The organism is Nonomuraea ceibae, assembly GCF_019396325.1.
Taxonomy (GTDB): domain Bacteria; phylum Actinomycetota; class Actinomycetes; order Streptosporangiales; family Streptosporangiaceae; genus Nonomuraea; species Nonomuraea ceibae.
The window spans coordinates 54,458-72,708 of record NZ_JAHKRO010000026.1; the positions used below are offsets into that span (position 1 = coordinate 54,458).

Here is an 18,251-nt window from a genome sequence, read left to right on the forward strand (position 1 = left end):
GTCCACGGCCGGACAGATTTCATAATCATAACACTATCCCCTCAATTTTCCGCAAAGTGTGGCCAGCTTCACATGGGATAGCGTATGGGCCATGGAATACCTGGACCGGCATGACTCGGGGACTCGGTCGTGGGTGGCGGAGGCCATCCGCAAGGTGGAGGCCGACGCCAACCGTAGTTGCGATACTCACCTGCACGTCTTTCCGCTGCCCTCGCACTGGGGGGTAAACCTCTATCTGAAAGACGAGTCGGTGCACCCCACCGGTTCACTGAAACACCGGCTGGCTCGCTCACTTTTCCTGTACGGGCTGGCGAACGGCTGGATCGGCCCCCGCACCACGATCGTCGAGGCGTCCAGCGGCTCCACCGCCGTGAGCGAGGCGTACTTCGCCCGGCTGCTCGGCCTGCCGTTCATCGCGGTCATGCCCGCGTCCACGTCGCCGGAGAAGATCCACCTGATCGAGTTCCACGGCGGCAAGTGCCACCTGGTCAGCGACCCCGGCACGATCTACGCGGAGTCCCGGCGGCTGGCGGCCGAGACCGGCGGCCACTTCATGGACCAGTTCACCTACGCCGAGCGGGCCACCGACTGGCGCGGCAACAACAACATCGCCGAGTCGATCTACAACCAGATGGCGATGGAGCCGTACCCGGAGCCCGCCTGGATCGTGGTCGGCGCGGGCACCGGCGGCACCTCCTCGACGATCGGCCGCTACATCCGCTACCGATGTCACGCCACCCGGCTGGCCGTCGTCGACCCGGAGGGCTCGGCCTTCTACCCGAGCTGGGTGTCGGGCGACGGCGCGGCCACCGCGCCCGGCTCGCGCATCGAGGGCATCGGGCGGCCGCGCGTCGAGCCGTCGTTCCAGCCGACGGTCATCGACCGGATGGTCGCCGTGCCCGACGCTCGCTCGATCGCGGCCATGCACTGGGTGCGCGAGGTCACCGGCCGCGACGTGGGCGGCTCCACCGGGACCAACGTGGCCGCCTGCGTGGAGCTCATCAGGGAGATGCGCGAGGCCGGCGAGCGGGGCAGCGTCGTCACGCTGATCTGCGACAGCGGCGACCGCTACCGGGGCACGTACGGCGACCCCGCGTGGCTGGCCGGCCAGGGCCTCGACATCGAGCCCCACCTGGCCGACCTGCGCGCGTTCCTGCCCAGCTAGGCCGTCACGCCTTGGCCGGGTCCACCTTGAAGAGGCCGGCCAGGTCGTCGAGCATGCTGTGGGCGCCCTGGAGCCCCACGGCGCTCATCCACGTCAGGTCGCTGACCTCGTGCTTGACGCCCTTGAGCTTGCCCCACAGCGGGTTTCCGGTGAACTTGGCCTTGGGCCCGTCTGCCGTCGGGTCCGGGTAGGTGGCGACGAAGATGTGGTCGGCGTCCATGTCCGCGATCCGCTCCTCGCTGATCTCCACCATGATCGTCTCCGTGGTGCTCGGCTGGCCCTCCGGGCGGGGGAAGCCGACGTCCTTCAGGACCAGGCCGGAGTAGGAGTTCTCCACGTAGAGGCGGGCGGTGGGCTCACCGGCGAACCGCACGACCGAGACCGTCGGCAGCTTCCCGTCCTTCTCCTTGATCGCGGCGCCGATCTTGCCGGCGCGGTCCTCGTACTCCTTGATCCTGGTGTCGGCGAGGTCCTCCTTGCCGAGGGCCTGCCCGACGAGGCGCAGGTTGTCCTTCCAGATGGCGCCGGTCGTCTCGCTGAAGACGGTCGGGGCGATCTTGGAAAGCTTGTCGTACAGGGCCTCGTGGCGGACCTTGGCCGAGACGATCAGGTCGGGCTTGAGCGCCATGACCTTCTCCAGGCTCGGCTGCTCCAGCGTGCCGACGGAGGTGGCCTCCTTGCCGTACTGCGCCAGGGCCGGCCCCAGGTAGTCGGGCAGCTTGTCGTCGATGGCCCGGTAGGTGGTGTAGCCCACCACGGGCGTCTCCAGCGTGAGCACGGCGTCGACGAAGCTCTGGTCGAGCGCGACGACCCGCTTGGGCTGGGTGGGGATGACGGTCTCGCCCATCGCGTGCTTGATGGTGCGGAACGGCTCGGCGGCCTTCTGCGTGGTGGCCGCAGGCTCGCTCGCACCGCAGGCGGCCAGCCCGGCCACCAGGACGGCGCCCACCAGCGCGCGCAACGATCTCATCGGAACCCTTTCGACGATCAAGTAAGGCAAACCTAAATTAGGTTAGCCCTGCCTAAGCTGGCATACTGCACCAGGGTCAGGCAACTTCGGAGGAGGACGGGTGAGTGCGACCGCCGTGGCGCCGCGCCTGCACGGCATCCGTCACCGCCGGATCACCGTCCTCGCCGTCCTGGCGGCGGCCGTGCTCGCCGGGGTGGTGCTGAGCATCACGATCGGCTCCCGGTCCGTGGCGCCGCTCGACGCCTGGCACGCGCTGACCGCCCCTGGCGACACCGAGAGCGACATCATCATCCGCTCCCTGCGCGTGCCCAGGACCGCGCTCGGCGTGCTGTCCGGGCTCGCGCTCGGCGTCGCGGGCGCGCTCATGCAGGGCCACACCCGCAACCCGCTCGCCGACCCCGGCCTGCTCGGCGTCACCCAGGGCGCGGCGTTCGCCATGGTGGCCTCGATCATGTGGCTGGGCGCCTCCAGCCTGCTCGCCTACATCTGGTTCGGCCTGGCCGGCGCGCTCGTCGCCAGCGTCGGCGTGTTCGCCCTCGGCATGGTCGGCGGGCGCGGCGGGCCGACCCCCGTGACGCTCGCCCTGGCGGGCACCGCCGTCAGCGCCTTCCTGTACGCCCTCACCTCGGCCCTCGTGCTGCTGGACGAGCAGGCGATGGACGTCTTCCGGTTCTGGCAGGCGGGCTCGATCGCCGCGCGCGGCCCCGACGTGGTCTGGCAGGTGCTGCCGTTCATCGCCGCCGGGCTGGTGCTGGCCATGATCAACGCGCCCGGCCTCAACGCGCTGTCGCTGGGCGAGGACGTCGCCCGCAGCCTCGGCCAGCACATCGCCCTGACCCGCACCGTCGGCGTCGCCGCCGTCACCCTGCTGTCCGGCGCCGCCGTGGCCGCCTGCGGCGCGCTCGCGTTCGTCGGGCTCATCGTCCCGCACCTGGCCAGGGCGCTGTCCGGCACTGACCATCGCTGGCTGATCCCGTACTCGGGACTGCTCGGAGCCGCGCTGGTGCTCCTCGCCGACGTCGTCGGCCGCGTCGTGGCGCCGCCCGGCGAGCTGGAGGTCGGCGTGGTGCTCGCGCTCATCGGCGCCCCCTTCTTCGTCGCGCTCGTCCGGCGCAGGAAGCCGGTGCGCCTGTGACCTCGATCCCCCTGCGCCTCGGCGGCCTGTCGTGGCGGATCAGACCGCGCGGCGTGGTCGTGACGACCGCCGGGCTGGCGCTGCTCGCCCTGCTCATGGCGCTGAGCATGCGCATGGGCGACATCGAGCTGACGGTCGCCCAGGTGCTCGCCGCCACCTTCGACCCGGCCGACCCGGCCCACTTCGTCATCATGGAGCTGCGCCTGCCCCGCGCGCTCACCGGGGCGCTGGTCGGCGCGGCCCTCGCGCTGTCCGGCGCGATCATCCAGTCCATCGCCCGCAACCCGCTCGCCAGCCCGGAGATCCTCGGCGTCACCAACGGCGCCTCCGTGCTCGTCGTCGCCGGGGTCGTCGCCAGCGGCAGCGCCTACGGGGGCACCAGCGGCCTGCTCACCAGCCTCGGCGTCCCCGCGCTCGCCCTGCTCGGCGGCCTGATCGGCGCCGTCATCGTCTACGGGCTCGCCTGGCGGCGCGGCCTCGACGGCTACCGCCTGGTGCTCGTCGGCATCGGCGTGGCCGCCGTGTTCACCAACGTGAAGTTCTGGCTGCTCACCGTCGGCGACGTCAACGACACCGGCCGCGCGATGGTGTGGATCAGCGGCTCGCTCCACGGCCGGGGCTGGGAGCACGTCCAGCCCGTGGCCGTCGCCCTGGCTGTGCTCGTGCCGCTGGCCCTGACCGGCACCCGGTCGCTGAACGCGCTGCGGTTCGGCGACGACACGGTGACCGCGCTCGGCCTCCGCATGAACCGCGCCCGCGCGGCCATGATCCTGGCCGCCGTGCTGCTCGCCGCCGTGGCCACCGCCTCGGCCGGGCCCATCGCGTTCGTGGCGCTGGCCGCGCCGCAGATCGCGCTGCGCCTCACCAGGTCGGCCCAGCCGCCGCTGCTGTCGTCGGCCGCCGTGGGCGCGGTGCTCATCACCGCCGCCGACCTGCTCGCCCGCACCCTGTTCGCGCCGGTCGAACTGCCCGTCGGCGTCGTCACCGCCGTCCTCGGCGCCCCGTACCTGATCCACCTCATCTGGAGGGCGAGGAAATGAGGCTCCAGGCCGCCGCCGTCAAGCTCGGCTACGGCGACCGCACCATCGTCGACGGCCTCGACCTCGGCATCGAGGCGGGCACCGTGACCACGATCATCGGCCCCAACGGGTGCGGCAAGTCCACCCTGCTGCGCGCCCTGGGCCGCCTGCTGAAGCCGCAGGGCGGCGAGGTGCTGCTCGACGGCAAGCGCATCGACCGCATCCCCACCCGCGAGGTGGCCAAGGTCCTCGGCGTGCTCCCCCAGGCGCCGACCGCGCCCGAAGGGCTGACCGTCGCCGACCTGGTCGCCCGGGGCAGGCACCCGCACCAGACCTGGTACCGCCAGTGGTCGACGGACGACGAGTCGGCCGTGGCCGAGGCGCTGACCATGACGGGCCTGGCCGACCTGGCCGAACGGCCGCTGGACGAGCTGTCCGGCGGGCAGCGGCAGCGGGCGTGGATCTCGATGGCGCTGGCCCAGGGCACCGACCTGCTGCTGCTCGACGAGCCGACGACGTTCCTGGACCTGGCCCACCAGGTCGAGGTGCTGGAGCTGGTCCGGCGGCTGCACCACGCCTCGGGCCGGACCATCGTCATGGTCCTGCACGACCTCAACCTGGCCGCCCGCTACGCCGACCGCCTGGTGGCGATGCGCGGCGGCCGGGTGATCGCCGCCGGGGAGCCGCACGAGGTGCTCACCGAGGAGCTGCTGCGCGAGGTGTTCGAGCTGGACGCCAAGGTCATCCCGGACCCGGTGGCGGGCACCCCGCTCGTCGTCCCGATCGGCACCCACCGCCAGTCCTCCTGAGCGTCACTCCCCGGCCAGCGCCCGCTCGATGTCCTCGTCGCCCGGCGCCAGCTCCCTGGCCCGCAGCAGATCCTGCCTGGCCTGCTCGGCCCGGCCCGCCGCCCGGTGCGCCACCGCCCGGTTGAACAGCAGCTCGGCCGTCTCGCCGAGCTGCAGCGCCCGGGTGAGGTCGGCGACCGCTTGGTGGTGCTCGCCACGCTCGAACGCCAGCTCCCCGCGCCCCGCCCACGCGGCCGCCAGCCCGGGATCGGCCGCCAGCGCCGCGTCATAGGCCGCCAGCGCCTCCTCCGGCCTGCCCCGCGCCGCCTCCACCTGCCCGAGCACGGCCAGCAGGTGCGCGTTGCCCGGGTCGGCCGCCAGCCCGCGCGCCACGTCGGCCCGCGCCGCCTCGTACTCGCCGAGCCCGGCCAGGATGCCCGCCCGGTTCACGTACGCGGGCCCGAACCCCGGATCCAGCTCCAGCGCGTGGTCCAGGTCGGCGCGTGCCCCGGCGAGGTCGCCCGCCGCGAAGCGGATCTCCGCCCGGTTGTAGTACGGCTCCGGGAACGGCGGCCCGAGCCGCATCGCGCTCTCGTAGTCGGCCAGCGCCTCGGCGACGCGGCCCAGCTTGTGCAGCAGGTTGCCCCGGTCCAGGTAGTAGTCCGGGTAGCCGGGGTCCATCGCGATCGCCGTGCCGTAGCCGATCAGCGCCTCGTCGGTGCGCCCCGCCTGCGCCATGAGCTGCGCCCGGTTGGCGTGCAGCACCAGCCGGTGGATCGGGTGGGCCGGGGCGAGCTCCCGCTCCCCCAGCGCCAGCGCCTCCTCCACCAGCTCCAGCGCCTGCGCGAACCGGCCCAGCCGCACCGACACCAGCGCCTTGCCGTTCAGGTCGAAGCCCAGGTGGAACGCCCGCTCCCGGGGATCGGCCAGGCTGCCCGCCAGCGCCACCGCCCGGTCGATCCACTCCATCGCCTCGGCCGGGTCGCGCCGGGCCGGGTCGTGGTGCCTGACGAGCAGCATCGCGGTCGCGTACGCCGCCGTGGCGAGGTTCTTGGGGTCGTGCCCGACCCGGCGGGCCAGGTCCAGCAGGTCGCGGGCCTCGTCCTCGCGTTCGAGCGCGGCCAGCGCGGTCGTGGTGCGGTGCAGCAGCGTCCACCACTCGTCGCCGCCTTCCGGCAGCCCGGGCAGCAGCGCGGCCCCGGCCTCGGCCATCGCGTGGTGGAAGCCCTCGTTGCGGTAGCGGTCGAGCTCCGGCCCGAGCCGGTGGACCGGCCCCGGATGCGGCGGCCCGTGCTCCTCGCGGACCACGGTGAGCGCCGGCACCCGCCGCTCCAGCACCGCCAGCAACTCGATATCGGTCGGGTCCGCTTCGGCGAGGTTGACCACCCGCAGCTTCAGCGGCCCCGCCGCCTCCAGATGATCGCGTACGAACTCCGCCACCCCGTTCGCCAGCCGGAGCGTGCGCAGGGGCGCCGGGATGAGGATCCGCTCCTCCTGCGGCAGCCGGTCGGCCAGCGAGGACCGCCTGACCGGCAGGTTCAGCATGGGCGCGACGGCCCTGAGCTCTATGTCGTGGGCGGCGGCCAGCTCCGGCGCCGCTCCTGGAACCAGCGCCGCGGCCAGCCCGGCCGCCATGGTGTAGGGGCCGAGCAGGCCGCGGTGCGCGTCAAGCGTGATCTCGTGCAATTTCCCCGTCCGCCAAGAGAATGGGCCGGCGCATCCACCGCAATGCGCCGGCCCTCTGCCATGGAGGAGGTTAGGCCGCGTGCTTCGGAGTCGCCGCTCCGGTCAGCTTGACGGTGCCCGGCTTGTGAACCACAACCTTCTTCATGTGCACTCATTCCAGGTCAAACGAAAAGGACCGCTCAATATCAACACGAAAGCGGTCAAACAACAAGGGATGACCTGGTAAGGGAAATTTCCTAGGGGTTTAAGGATCAATCACCCAGGATGGCGTCGACGAACACCTCTGGGTCGAAGGGGGCCAAATCATCCGGACCCTCGCCCAACCCGACCAGCTTGACCGGGACACCCAGCTCCCGCTGGACCGAGATGACGATGCCGCCCTTGGCCGTGCCGTCGAGCTTCGTCAGCGCGATGCCCGTGATGTTGACCACCTCGGCGAACACCTGCGCCTGCCGCATCCCGTTCTGGCCCGTGGTGGCGTCGAGGACGAGCAGCACCTCGTCGACCGTGGCCTTCTTCTCGATGACGCGCTTGACCTTGCCCAGCTCGTCCATCAGGCCGGTCTTGGTGTGCAGGCGGCCCGCCGTGTCGACGATGACCACGTCGGCCTGCTCCTCGATCCCCCGGGCGGTCGCGTCGAAGGCCACCGAGGCCGGGTCGCCGCCCTCGGGACCGCGCACCACGTCGGCGCCGACCCGGTCGCCCCACGTCTGGAGCTGGTCGGCGGCGGCGGCGCGGAACGTGTCGGCCGCGCCCAGCACGACCTTCTTGCCGTCGCCGACGAGCGAGCGGGCGAGCTTGCCGGTGGTGGTGGTCTTGCCGGTGCCGTTGACGCCCACGACCAGCACCACGGCCGGCCGCTCGCCGTGCTTGGCGGTGTGGAGGGTGCGGTCGAGGTCGGGGTTGACCTGGATGAGAAGCTGCTCACGCAGCAGCGCCCGCACCTCCTGCGGCGACCGGCTGCCGAGCACCTTGACCTTGGTGCGCAGCTCCTCGACCATGACCTGGGTCGGCGCGACGCCGACGTCGGCCGTGATCAGACGCTCCTCGATCTCGTCCCAGACCTCGTCGTCGAGCCGGTCACGCGACAGCAGCTCCAGCAGGCCGCGGCCGAGCGCGCTCTGCGACCTGGCCAGCCGCGAGCGCAGCCGCACCATGCGTCCCTCGGACGGCGGCGGCACCTCCACGGGCGGCGCCACGACGGCGGGCTCGGCGGGCTTGGCCGGAGGCGGCAGCGTGGTGGTGGCGCCTTCGGCCTCGTCGGCCGAGGCGGGGCGCTTCTCCGTCTCCTCCGGGAGCGGCGGCGCCTCCGGAGGCTTGACGGGCGGCGGGGCCGCCTTGCCGCCCGGCCGGAAGAGCAGGAAGAGGCCGCCTGCCGCCACGAGGGCGACAAGCACCACGATCACTATGACGCCGAGGTAACCATCCACAAGATGTCAGTTTTCCAGATCGTCCGGCATGCTCATGCCCAAGGCCACGCCAATCACGCCGTTTCGCGCTCGCGAAGCCGCTGGCTGACGACCTGGGTGACGCCGTCGCCGCGCATCGACACGCCGTAGAGGGCGTCGGCGATCTCCATCGTACGCTTGTTGTGCGTGATGACGATCAGCTGCGAGCTCTGCCGCAGTTCCTCGAACAGCGTCAGCAGCCGCTGGGTGTTGGTGTCGTCGAGCGCGGCCTCGACCTCGTCCATGACGTAGAACGGCGACGGCCTGGCCTTGAAGATGGAGATCAGGAACGCGACCGCCGTCAGCGACCGCTCGCCGCCCGACAGCAGCGACAGCCGCTTGACCTTCTTGCCCGGCGGCCGCGCCTCCACCTCGATGCCGGTGGTCAGCATGTCGTCGGGGTCGGTCAGCACGAGCCGTCCGTCGCCGCCCGGGAACACCCGGCCGAAGATCTGCTCGAACTCGCGTGCCACGTCCTCGTACGCCGACGAGAACATCAGCTGCACCCGGTCGTCGACCTCCTTGACCACGGTCAGCAGGTCGCGCCGGGTCTTCTTCAGGTCCTCCAGCTGCGAGGTCAGGAACGCGTGGCGCTCCTCCAGCGCCGCGAACTCCTCCAGGGCCAGCGGGTTGACCTTGCCGAGCTGGTTCATCTGGCGCTCGGCGGCGCGGGCCCGCTTCTCCTGCTCCTCGCGCACGTACGGAACGGGCGGGTCGCCCGGCACCGGGGCGTCGGGGCCGTACTCGGTGAGCAGCGTGTCGGCCTCGACGCCGAACTCGTCCATGGCCCGCTGCTCCAGCTGCTCCAGCCGGAGGCGCTGCTCGGTGCGGGCCACCTCGCTGCCGTGGACCCGGTTGACCAGCTTGTCGAGCTCCTGGCTGAGCTCGCGCACGTGCAGGCGTACCTGCTTGAGCTCGGCGTCGACGGCGACGCGGGCGAGGTCGGCCTCGTCGCGCTCGCGGGCGGCGAGCTGGATGGAGGCCGCGAGGCTCGTCAGGACGCGCTTGGCGCCCTCGGCGACCGCCTGGGCCAGGACGGCCTGCTCACGGCGGCGGGCGCGCTGTGCGGCGGCCTGGGCGCGTTCCTGGCGCTCGCGGGCGGCGGCGCGGATGAGGCCGTCGGCGCGGCCCTCGACGCCCTTGACCCGCTCCTCGGCGGTGCGGACCTGGAGGCGGGTCTCGACCTCGCGCTGCCGGGCGCTCTCGCAGACGGCGGCGAGCTCGTCGCGGGCCTCGGTGGTGGGCTCGGTCTCCAGCTCCTGGGAGTATTCGGCCTCGGCCAGCCGGACCTCCAGCTCGGCCAGCTCCTCCAGGCCGTCGGCGCGGGCCTCGCGGGCGGCGGCGACGCTCTGGCCGAGCCGTTCGGCCTCGGCGCGGGCGGCCTCGGCCGCGGCCTCGAGCTGGGCCAGCCGCTTGGCGGCGGCGGCGTCGCGCTGGTCGGCCTCCCGCTGGCGGGCCCTGACCTGGTCGAGCGTGCCCTGCGCGGAGCTGACCCCGGACTGGGCGGCGCTGACCGCGCTCTGGGCCTCCGCGACTTGCGCCTGGGCGGCCTCGAACGCGGCCTGGGCGGCCTGCTCGGCGGCGACCGCCTCGGTCAGCGCGGCGGCGGTCTCCTCGGCCCTGGTCCTGGCGTCGGCCAGGTCGGCGACGGCGTCGTCGAGCGCGGCGCGGACCTGGAGCACGGACGTGCCGCCCTCGGACCCGCCGCCGGCGACGTGCGCGCCGACGAGGTCGCCCCCGACGGTGACGGCGCGCAGGGCGGGGTCGGCCTCGACCACCCGCCGCGCGGTCTCCAGGTCGTCGACCACGACGACCCCGCCCAGCACGTGGTCGAGGGACGCGCGCAGCCGGTCGGGCACGCTGACCAGCTCGGCCGCCCACCGCCCACCGCCGGGCGCGCCGCCCGGCGAGCCGGGCCCGGCGCCGTCACGGGAGCCGGCGACCAGGAGGGTCGCCTGGCCCGCCTCCTTGACGCGCAGCAGCTCCAGCGCCTCGACGGCGGTGCCGAGCGACGTGACGGCGATGGCCTCGGCGACCGGCCCGAGCACGGCGGCGACGGCCACCTCGGCCCCGGGCGTCACCTGGAGGGACGCGGCGAGCGGCCCGAGCACGCCGGACAGATCGGCCTCCAGCAGGGCCGCGCCGCCGTCGCCCTTGGCCAGGCCCAGCTCCAGGGCGTCGCACCGGGCCTGGAGCGCGGCGACGGCCCGCTGCGCGTCCTGGTCGGCGGCACGTGCGGTGCCGACGCCCGACTTCGCGGCCTGGAGGGCGGCGCGGGGCGCGTCGAGCGCGGCCTTGGCCTCCTCGACGGCGGCGCGGGCCGCGTCGGCGGCCAGCTTGGCCTCCTCGACCAGCGCCTGCGCGGTGGCGAGCTCCTCGGCCAGCGCGGGGTCGGGGGCGGGCTCGTCGAGCCGCTGCGCCTCCAGGTCCTCGCGGGCGCGCCGCTCGCGCTCGGCCGCGTCGGCGACCGCCCGCTCCAGCCGGCCGATCTCCTCCTCGGCGGCCCGTGACCTGCTCCGTACGGAGTCGACCTGGCCGCGGAGTTTGGCCAGGCCCTCGCGGCGGTCGGCGGCGGCCCTGGCGGCCATCGCCAGCCGGCGCTCCTCGGCGGCCAGCTCGGCCTCGGCGGCGGTGCGGCGCTCGACGGCGTCGTCGAGCAGCTCGCGGGCCTGCTCCAGCTCGGCCTGGAGGATCAGCTCCTGCTCGCGCGCCTCGGCGGCCTCGCGCTCCAGCTCTTCGGGCTCGCGGCCACGGCGTTCGATGGAGGCGGCGTCGACGGCGTGGCGGTGGCGTTCGGCGGCGAGCTGGGCCAGGCCGGTGATGCGCTCGCGCAGCGACGACAGCCGGAAGTAGGTCTCCTGGGCGGCGCTCAGCCGGGGCTGCGCCTCGGCCTCGGCGGCCTCCAGCAGGGCCTCGCGCTGCTGGCCCTCGGCCAGCCCGGCCTCGACCTGGGCCCGCCTGGCGAGGATCGCGGCCTCGTCGGCGGCCTCGCGCTCCAGCGTGGCGCGCAGGATGCCGACGTCGTCGGCCAGCAGCCGCAGCCGGGCGTCACGCAGGTCGGCCTGGATGACGGCGGCCTTGCGGGCGATCTCCGCCTGGCGGCCGAGCGGCTTGAGCTGGCGGCGCAGCTCGGTGGCGAGGTCCTGGACGCGGGTCAGGTTGGCCTGCATCGCGTCGAGCTTGCGCAGCGCCTTCTCCTTGCGCTTGCGGTGCTTGAGGACGCCCGCGGCCTCCTCGATGAAGGCGCGGCGGTCCTCGGGACCGGCGTGGAGGACGGCGTCGAGCTGGCCCTGGCCGACGATGACGTGCATCTCCCTGCCGATGCCGGAGTCGGACAGCAGCTCCTGGATGTCGAGCAGGCGGCAGGTGTCGCCGTTGATCGCGTACTCGCTCTGGCCGGACCGGAACATCAGCCGGCTGATCGTGACCTCGGTGTAGTCGATCGGCAGGGCGCCGTCGGTGTTGTCGATGGTCAGCGTCACCTCGGCGCGGCCGAGGGGCGGCCGGGAGGAGGTGCCGGCGAAGATGACGTCCTCCATCTTGCCGCCGCGCAGCGACTTGGCGCTGTGCTCGCCCATGACCCAGGCCAGGGCGTCGACGACGTTGGACTTGCCGGAGCCGTTGGGGCCGACGACGCAGGTGATGCCGGGCTCGAAGCGGAGGGCGGTGGCCGAGGCGAAGGACTTGAATCCGCGCAGCGTGAGGGTCTTCAGGTACAAAGCGCGGACCCCCTACTCCTGGACGGAACTCCGGGAAAGCCTACTGGCCCCGGCTGCCCGTCGCTGGCGGGCGCAGTCAGGAGGTGAGGAGGGTCTTACGCAAAACAACGGTCCCGCGAAAAATAACAAGGGACGCCTCGGTGAGACGTCCCTGATCTTGCGCTCCGATCACTCTCAGGTGAGTGCCGGCTCGCGCTCCTGCATGCGGCTGATTGCCTCATCGCGGGTTTGCGCCGCAAGAGCGTCATTCTGGGCCTGGAGTCGGATGAGTTCTGCCTCCAGGTCACGGATCCGCTGCTGCAATCGCCGCATCTCCGAGACCATTCGAGGGTCAGGACCGCCGACGTGGCCGAGTAGAGCCTTCGCCATGGTAAAGGGTCCTCCACGCTGAGTGACCAGACTGGTTCGCGCACTTCTATTCCGCGGGAGGGGTGCGCGTGGTACCTAACAAGAGTCGCACCGGCCGTGTGGGCGGTCAAGTCGAACGCACCGCTCTGCCCTACCGACAGGCACTCCCGACATATAACTATACCCTATTTGAGCCGTTTAACGAAACGGGTCACCGCTCCACAAATCCGCCCAAGCTACCTCGGGGTTCGCTCCAGCGTTCCACTACTCCATCCACCCTGCCCGGCGTGTCGCAACCTCTGAGCAGGTCGAGGAGCTTGACGCACGACTCGCGCGGCCCCTCGGCGACGACCTCGACCCGGCCGTCGTCGGTGTTCCTGGCCCAGCCGGTCAGGCCCAGCTCCAGCGCTCTGGCCCTGGTCCACCAGCGGAACCCCACCCCTTGCACCCTGCCCCGCACCCAGGCGGTCATACGCGCGTCGTCCATGATTCCTCCCTGCTGACGTCATGCGGCCACGAGCCTCAGCGCGTGCCCGGCCGCCGCCCGCGCGAACGCCCTGATCGCCGCGGTCTCCGCCGCCTTGACCCAGGCCAGGCCGAGCACCGACGGCGGCAGCCCGGTGACCGGCACGAAGCTCACGTCGGGCCGCCTGTGGTGGGCCGCCGTCGGGGTGCAGAACAGCATGCCGCCCCGGCCGAGCGCCACCTGGGTCAGGCCCTCCTGGCTGGTGGCCACCGTACCTGCCTGGGGAATCGGCTGTCCGGAAGGGGTCACGCTGGGTGCCGCCCGCTCGCGCCACCCGCGCGGCGCGGGCCCGTCCAGCCCGATCAGCGGCACGCCGGCCAGCTCCTCCGCGCCGATGCTCACCCGTCCGGCCAGCGGATGGCCGGCGGGCAGCCCGAGGTGGTAGGGGACGCGGTTCAGGGCCTCGCCGGTCGCCAGGTCGGGCTCGTCCACCGGCAGCAGCGTGAACGCGACGTCGACCTGCCCGGCCCGCAGCCTGCCGAACGGGTCGGACAGCGGGATCTCCACCAGCTCGACCGACGAGCCGGGATGACGGCTCTCGAACGCCAGCACGCTGCCCGTGACCACGTCCGTCGGCGTGGCCAGGAACCCCACCCTGAGCACGCCCGTGACCTCCCGCGCCGCGGCCTTGGCCCGGCTCACGGCGCTCGCCAGCCCGGCGTAGGCGGGCCTCAGGTCGGCCAGGAACCGCTCGCCGAGCGGCGTGAGCCGCACCCGCCTGCTGGTGCGCTCGAAGAGCCTGCCGCCGATCCTGGTCTCCAGGGCGCGCATGAGCTGGCTCACCCTCCCCGGCGACAGGTAGAGGCGCTCGGCCGTGCGCGCGAAGTGCAGCTCCTCGCTCAGCACCACGAAGCACTCCAGCTCCCTGAACTCCATCCCCGCCTCCAGCATCGCTTAGCCTGCCTAAACCAAGGCTTCGCCGTTCGTCATTGTTCCCCACGCGCGCCGCCGCGAGGCTGAGCGGCATGACGACGACTGACGCACCCGCCGCCGCTCCGGCGCGCTGGCTCGCCGTGACCTCGGTCGCGGCGGGCACCTTCACCCTCGTGACCAGCGAGATGCTGCCCGTCGGCCTGCTGACCGAGATCGCCGCGTCGCTCGGCGTGTCGGACGGCACGGCCGGGCTGATGATGACGGCCCCCGGGCTGGTGGCCGCCGCCTCGGCGCCCGTGCTGGCGTTCACCACCCGGCGGCTGGACCGGCGGATCATGCTGCTGGCGTTGATGGCGTTGCTGGCGGCGGGCAACCTGATGGGCGCGCTCGCGCCGAACTACCCGGTGATGCTGGCGGCCCGGGTGCTGACCGGGGTGAGCATCGGCGGGTTCTGGGCCATCGCGGCCGGGCTGGGCCCGCGCCTGGTGCCGGAACGGGCGGTCGGCCGGGCCACCTCCGTCATCCTGTCCGGCGTGGCGGTGGCCTCGGTGCTGGGGGTGCCCGCGGCGACGTTCGTGTCGTCGTTCGCGGGGTGGCGCACGGCGTTCGCCGCCATGGGCGCCGGCGCGCTCGTCCTGCTCGCGCTGCTGGCCGCCACGCTGCCGCCGCTGCCGGGGACCGACAGCCGCGGCGCGCTGTCCGGCGCGTTCTCGGGGCCGCTCAGGCTCGTCCTCGCGCTGACCGTCCTGATCGTGGCCGGTCACTTCGCCGCCTACACCTACGTGCGGCCGTTCATGGAGCAGGTCACGCACGCCGGCCCGGTGCTGGTCGGCGTCGCGCTCCTGCTGTACGGCGCGGCGGGCGTGGCGGGCAACTTCGCCGCCGGCGCGCGGGCCGCCAGGAACCCGGCGGCGGTCCTGATCACGCTGGTCGCGCTCATGGTCGCGGGCATGGCGGCGCTGCCGCTGATCGGCCTGCCGCTGGCCGTGCTCGTCGTCTGGGGTCTCGGCTACGGCGGCGTGGGCGTCACCCTGCAGCTGTGGATCATGCGGGCGGGCGGCGGCGAGCTGGGCACGGCGCTGTTCGTCGGCGCGTTCAACGTCTCCATCGCGCTCGGCGCGCTCGTCGGCGGCCGGGTGGCCGACGGCGTCTCGGTGACCGCCGTGATGTGGCTGGGCGCGGCGCTGACCGCGCTGGCGGCCGTCCTCATCGCCGTACGGGGCTCACGGGCGCAGCAGCCGGCCGTGACGCCCGCCGGTGAACACGCCTGACTCGACCACCACCCGGCCCTCCAGCAGGACGTGCACGATGCCCGTCGGCCGGGCGGACGGCTCGGCGTACGTCCCGGCGTGGCCCACGCTCTCCGGGTCGAACACGCACACGTCCGCGTACGCCCCCGGCACCAGGCAGCCCCGCCCGCGCAGCCCGAACTGGGCGGCGTTGGCCGAGGTCATCTTGCGCACCGCCTCCGCCCAGCCGACCACCCCGCGCTCGCGCACGTACACCCCGAGGAACCGGGGGAAGCACCCCCACGTGCGGGGATGCTCCAGCCCGGCCGGGGCGCCGTTGTCGGAGCCGATGCCGATCAGCGGGTCGGCCATGATCTCGGTCACGTCGGCCTCGGCCATCATCTCGACGACCATCTCGGCGGCCGGATCGGCCGACACCAGGTCGCACAGCGTCTCCCAGGCGTCGCCGGAGGCGGCCACGTCCGCGAGCGTGCGGCCGGCGTACCCCGGCTCGGCGTGCGAGGTGATCAGCACGCCCTCGGGGACGGCGTCGCGCCAGAGCCCGGAGCCCGAGCCGCCCGCCTCGGCGCGGGCCCGCAGCCGGGCCCGCTCGCCGGGCGAGGCGAGCGTGTCGCGCACGCCGCCGCCGGCCAGCGCGGCCGGCGGCAGCAGCGCCGCCAGGACGGTGGAGCCCGCCGTGTAGGGGTACTGGTCGCCGCGCACGTCCACGCCCGCCAGGCGGGCCTCACGCAGCTTGCCGAGCAGCATCCCGGCCCCGCCGTGGTTGGCGCGGCCGGCGACCTTGCAGTGCGACACCTGAAGGCGCACCCGCGCCCGCCGGGCGATCTCGACGGCCTCGTCCAGCGCCTGCCCCAGCGCCGACCCCTCGTCGCGCAGGTGAGTCGTGTACGGGACGCCGTAGCGGTGCGCGACCCTGGCCAGGGCCACCAGCTCGTCGGTGTCGCCGTAGCTGCCCGGCGGGTAGATGAGGCCGCTCGACAGCCCGCACGCGCCCGCCTCGAACGCCTCGGCGGCCAGCTCGCACATCCGCTCCAGGTCGCCGGGCCGCAGCTCCGGCTCGAACCCGGCCACCGCGCCGCGCAGCGTCGAGTGTCCGACCAGCGTGGCCACGTGGTTGGTCGGCCCGGCGTCGGCCACGGCCGCCAGGTAGCCGGCGAACGTCCAGTCGGGCACCCCGTCCCCGGTCAGCTCCTCCAGCCGGGAGGCGTCGGGCGCGTAGGAGAAGCCGCAGTTGCCGTTGATCTCCGTCGTCACGCCCTGGAGCAGCTTGAACGGCTGCGCCCGCGGCATGAGCGGCACCAGGTCGGAGTGCGCGTGCGGATCGACGAACCCGGGCGCGACCGCCAGCCCCGTCACGTCCAGCACCCTGCGGGCGGCGCCCAGGTCACGGCCGACGGCCACCACCCTGCCGCCCTCGACGGCGACGTCCGCCGTCACGGCCGCGGAGCCCAGCCCGTCGTACACCGAACCACCGCGCAACAGCAGATCCACCATGAGACCCACCCAACACCGTCAAGGCCGCCTCGCGCTTGGTGTCAGCGGCCCAACACCGGGCCCGAGGTTGGTCCGCTGCGACGATGATCGAGGCGACGCCACCGGATCAGCGCGGCCGCCGCTGGCACTTCGGGCAGGAGTAGGACGACCGGTTCATGAACGGCTCACGCCTGATCGGGGCGCCGCAGCGCGAGCAGGGCTGGTCCTGCCTGCCGTACACCTCCAGCGAGCGGTCGAAGTAGCCGCTCTCGCCGTTGACGTTCACGTACAGGCTGTCGAAGGACGTGCCGCCCTGCTGGAGCGCGGCTCCCATCACCTCGCGCACCGCGGCCACCAGCTCGGCGACCTTGGGCCGGGTGAGCGTCTGCGCGGGCCGCGCCCAGTGCAGCCGGGCCAGCCACAGCGCCTCGTCGGCGTAGATGTTGCCGACGCCGCTGATCAGCGACTGGTCGAGCAGCGCCCGCTTGATCTCCGTCTTCTTCGCGCGCAACGCCGCGGTGAAGGCGGCCTCGTCGAACGACTCCTCGAACGGGTCGGGCGCGATGTGCGCGATCGGCTCGGGCACCCCGCCCACCAGCGTGGTGAGCATCACGTGCCCGAACGTCCGCTGGTCGACGAAGCGCAGGTCGGAGCCGCCGTCGGCGAACCTGAGCCGCACCCGCAGATGCTTCTCCGGCGGCGCGTCCGGATCGACCACCAGCAACTGGCCGCTCATGCCCAGATGCGCCAGCAGCGCCTCCTCCGGCCCCGACAGCGGCAGCCACAGGTACTTGCCGCGCCGCTCGGCCGACTTGACCAGCCGCCCGCGCAGCCGCGCCGCGAACTCGTCGGCGCCCGGCAGATGACGCCGGATCGCGCGCGGGTGCAGCACCTCGGCGCAGGCGATCTCACGGCCGGTCACCCACTCCGCCAGACCGCGGCGGACGACCTCGACCTCGGGAAGCTCGGGCAACCTAGCCCGCCGGCTGGCTCTCGCGCTGCTCGCGGCGGGCCCGGATCCGGGTCCACGCCGCCTCGGCCGCCTGCTGCTCGGCCTCCTTCTTGCTGCGCCCGCTGCCCTCGCCGTAGGGCTCGCCGCCCACCCGCACCACGGCGGTGAACGACTTGGCGTGGTCGGGGCCGCTCTCCTCGACGTGGTATTCGGGCACGCCCAGCGCCTCGGAGGCGGTCAGCTCCTGCAGCGAGGTCTTCCAGTCGAGCCCGGCGCCCAGCGACGCCGACCGCACGATCAGCGGGTCGAACAGCACGTGCACGACCCGGAACGCCTCGTCCAGCCCCTTGTCGACGTAGACGGCGCCGATCAGCGCCTCCAGCGTGTCGGCCAGGATCGAGGACTTGTCACGGCCCCCGGTGCCCTCCTCGCCCCGGCCCAGCCGCAGGAACCGGCCCAGGCCCAGGCCGCGCGCCACGTCGGCGAGCGCGCGCATGTTGACCACCGCCGCCCGCAGCTTGGCCAGCTGGCCCTCGGGCAGATCGGGGTGGTTGCGGTAGAGCGTGTCGGTGACCACCAGGCCCAGCACCGAGTCGCCGAGGAACTCCAGGCGCTCGTTGGTGGGCAGGCCGCCGTTCTCGTACGCGTAGGAGCGGTGCGTCAGCGCCCGCTCCAGGATGTCGGAGTCCAGGGCGACCGCCAGGACCCGCTCCAGCTCTTCTCTGGCGACCTCCACGGCCACCGGCTTAGGACCTGCGCCCACGTGCTTTCCTCCTCGGAACATCTTCACCAGGCACGACGGCTGCGGAAGATGCCCGAAAACGTGGTGGGCGTCGGGGGGGAACAGGCCCCGGCGTCCACCACGACCGCGGGCGAAACCGTAACCGCACGCATCTGAG

General features: G+C 73.2%; 15 protein-coding genes. 5 read left to right on the top strand and 10 right to left on the bottom strand.

The features are described from left to right. Positions 1-91: 91 nt before the first annotated feature. The gene (locus tag KME80_RS18940; RefSeq protein ID WP_219506998.1) at positions 92-1,165 is read left to right on the top strand and encodes a PLP-dependent cysteine synthase family protein; all 1,074 of its coding nucleotides are present in this window, start codon (positions 92-94) and stop codon (positions 1,163-1,165) included. A gap of 4 nt (positions 1,166-1,169) precedes the next feature. Here the strand turns inward: KME80_RS18940 and KME80_RS18945 are convergent, their stop codons facing one another. Further along, positions 1,170-2,135, bottom strand: coding sequence for an ABC transporter substrate-binding protein (locus tag KME80_RS18945; protein ID WP_219506999.1), 966 nt, complete (start codon positions 2,133-2,135; stop codon positions 1,170-1,172). Positions 2,136-2,235: 100 nt separating this feature from the next. Between KME80_RS18945 and KME80_RS18950 the strand changes: the two genes are divergently transcribed. From KME80_RS18950 to KME80_RS18960, 3 genes are read left to right on the top strand one after another with little or no spacing between them, the layout of a single operon-like run. After that, positions 2,236-3,270, top strand: a complete 1,035-nt coding sequence (locus KME80_RS18950; RefSeq protein WP_219507000.1) for a FecCD family ABC transporter permease — start codon at positions 2,236-2,238, stop codon at positions 3,268-3,270. Next, positions 3,267-4,310, top strand: coding sequence for a FecCD family ABC transporter permease (locus KME80_RS18955; protein WP_308125828.1), 1,044 nt, complete (start codon positions 3,267-3,269; stop codon positions 4,308-4,310). The genes KME80_RS18950 and KME80_RS18955 overlap by 4 nt, the downstream gene beginning before the upstream one ends. After that, positions 4,307-5,098, top strand: coding sequence for an ABC transporter ATP-binding protein (locus KME80_RS18960; protein WP_219507001.1), 792 nt, complete (start codon positions 4,307-4,309; stop codon positions 5,096-5,098). Before KME80_RS18955 ends, KME80_RS18960 begins: the two co-directional genes overlap by 4 nt. Before the next feature lie 3 nt (positions 5,099-5,101). On the opposite strand, the gene KME80_RS18965 is transcribed toward KME80_RS18960, so the two are convergent. The 6 genes from KME80_RS18965 to KME80_RS18990 all read right to left on the bottom strand — a co-directional run bounded on the left by KME80_RS18965 (position 5,102) and on the right by KME80_RS18990 (position 13,680). Next, on the bottom strand, positions 5,102-6,763 hold the full coding sequence (locus tag KME80_RS18965; protein ID WP_246645189.1) for a tetratricopeptide repeat protein: 1,662 nt from the start codon (positions 6,761-6,763) through the stop codon (positions 5,102-5,104). Between the two features lie 251 nt (positions 6,764-7,014). Beyond that, on the bottom strand, positions 7,015-8,193 hold the full coding sequence (gene ftsY / locus KME80_RS18970) for a signal recognition particle-docking protein FtsY (RefSeq protein WP_219507002.1): 1,179 nt from the start codon (positions 8,191-8,193) through the stop codon (positions 7,015-7,017). A 53-nt stretch (positions 8,194-8,246) separates the two neighbouring features. Then, positions 8,247-11,930: a chromosome segregation protein SMC gene (gene smc, locus KME80_RS18975; RefSeq protein WP_219507003.1), complete on the bottom strand. Its 3,684-nt coding sequence runs from the start codon at positions 11,928-11,930 to the stop codon at positions 8,247-8,249. 174 nt (positions 11,931-12,104) lie between these two features. Further along, positions 12,105-12,299, bottom strand: a complete 195-nt coding sequence (locus KME80_RS18980) for a hypothetical protein (RefSeq protein WP_049556952.1) — start codon at positions 12,297-12,299, stop codon at positions 12,105-12,107. 190 nt (positions 12,300-12,489) lie between these two features. Then, entirely contained in the window at positions 12,490-12,765 is a 276-nt protein-coding gene (locus KME80_RS18985; protein ID WP_219507004.1) for an acylphosphatase, read from the bottom strand. Positions 12,766-12,783: 18 nt separating this feature from the next. Beyond that, entirely contained in the window at positions 12,784-13,680 is an 897-nt protein-coding gene (locus tag KME80_RS18990; protein WP_219507006.1) for a LysR family transcriptional regulator, read from the bottom strand. A gap of 89 nt (positions 13,681-13,769) precedes the next feature. Between KME80_RS18990 and KME80_RS18995 the strand changes: the two genes are divergently transcribed. Then, positions 13,770-14,948: an MFS transporter gene (locus tag KME80_RS18995; RefSeq protein WP_219507008.1), complete on the top strand. Its 1,179-nt coding sequence runs from the start codon at positions 13,770-13,772 to the stop codon at positions 14,946-14,948. Here KME80_RS18995 and KME80_RS19000 read toward each other — a convergent pair. The 3 genes from KME80_RS19000 to rnc form a co-directional block, all read right to left on the bottom strand. Next, the gene (locus tag KME80_RS19000) at positions 14,901-16,421 is read right to left on the bottom strand and encodes an N-acyl-D-amino-acid deacylase family protein (RefSeq protein ID WP_219507010.1); all 1,521 of its coding nucleotides are present in this window, start codon (positions 16,419-16,421) and stop codon (positions 14,901-14,903) included. The two genes, KME80_RS18995 and KME80_RS19000, sit on opposite strands and share 48 nt — an antisense overlap. Positions 16,422-16,527: 106 nt before the next feature. Next, a complete protein-coding gene (gene mutM, locus KME80_RS19005; protein WP_219507012.1) occupies positions 16,528-17,373 on the bottom strand; it encodes a bifunctional DNA-formamidopyrimidine glycosylase/DNA-(apurinic or apyrimidinic site) lyase in 846 nt (281 codons plus the stop codon). A 1-nt stretch (position 17,374) separates the two neighbouring features. Beyond that, a complete protein-coding gene (gene rnc / locus KME80_RS19010) occupies positions 17,375-18,088 on the bottom strand; it encodes a ribonuclease III (protein WP_308125831.1) in 714 nt (237 codons plus the stop codon). Positions 18,089-18,251: the final 163 nt, after the last annotated feature.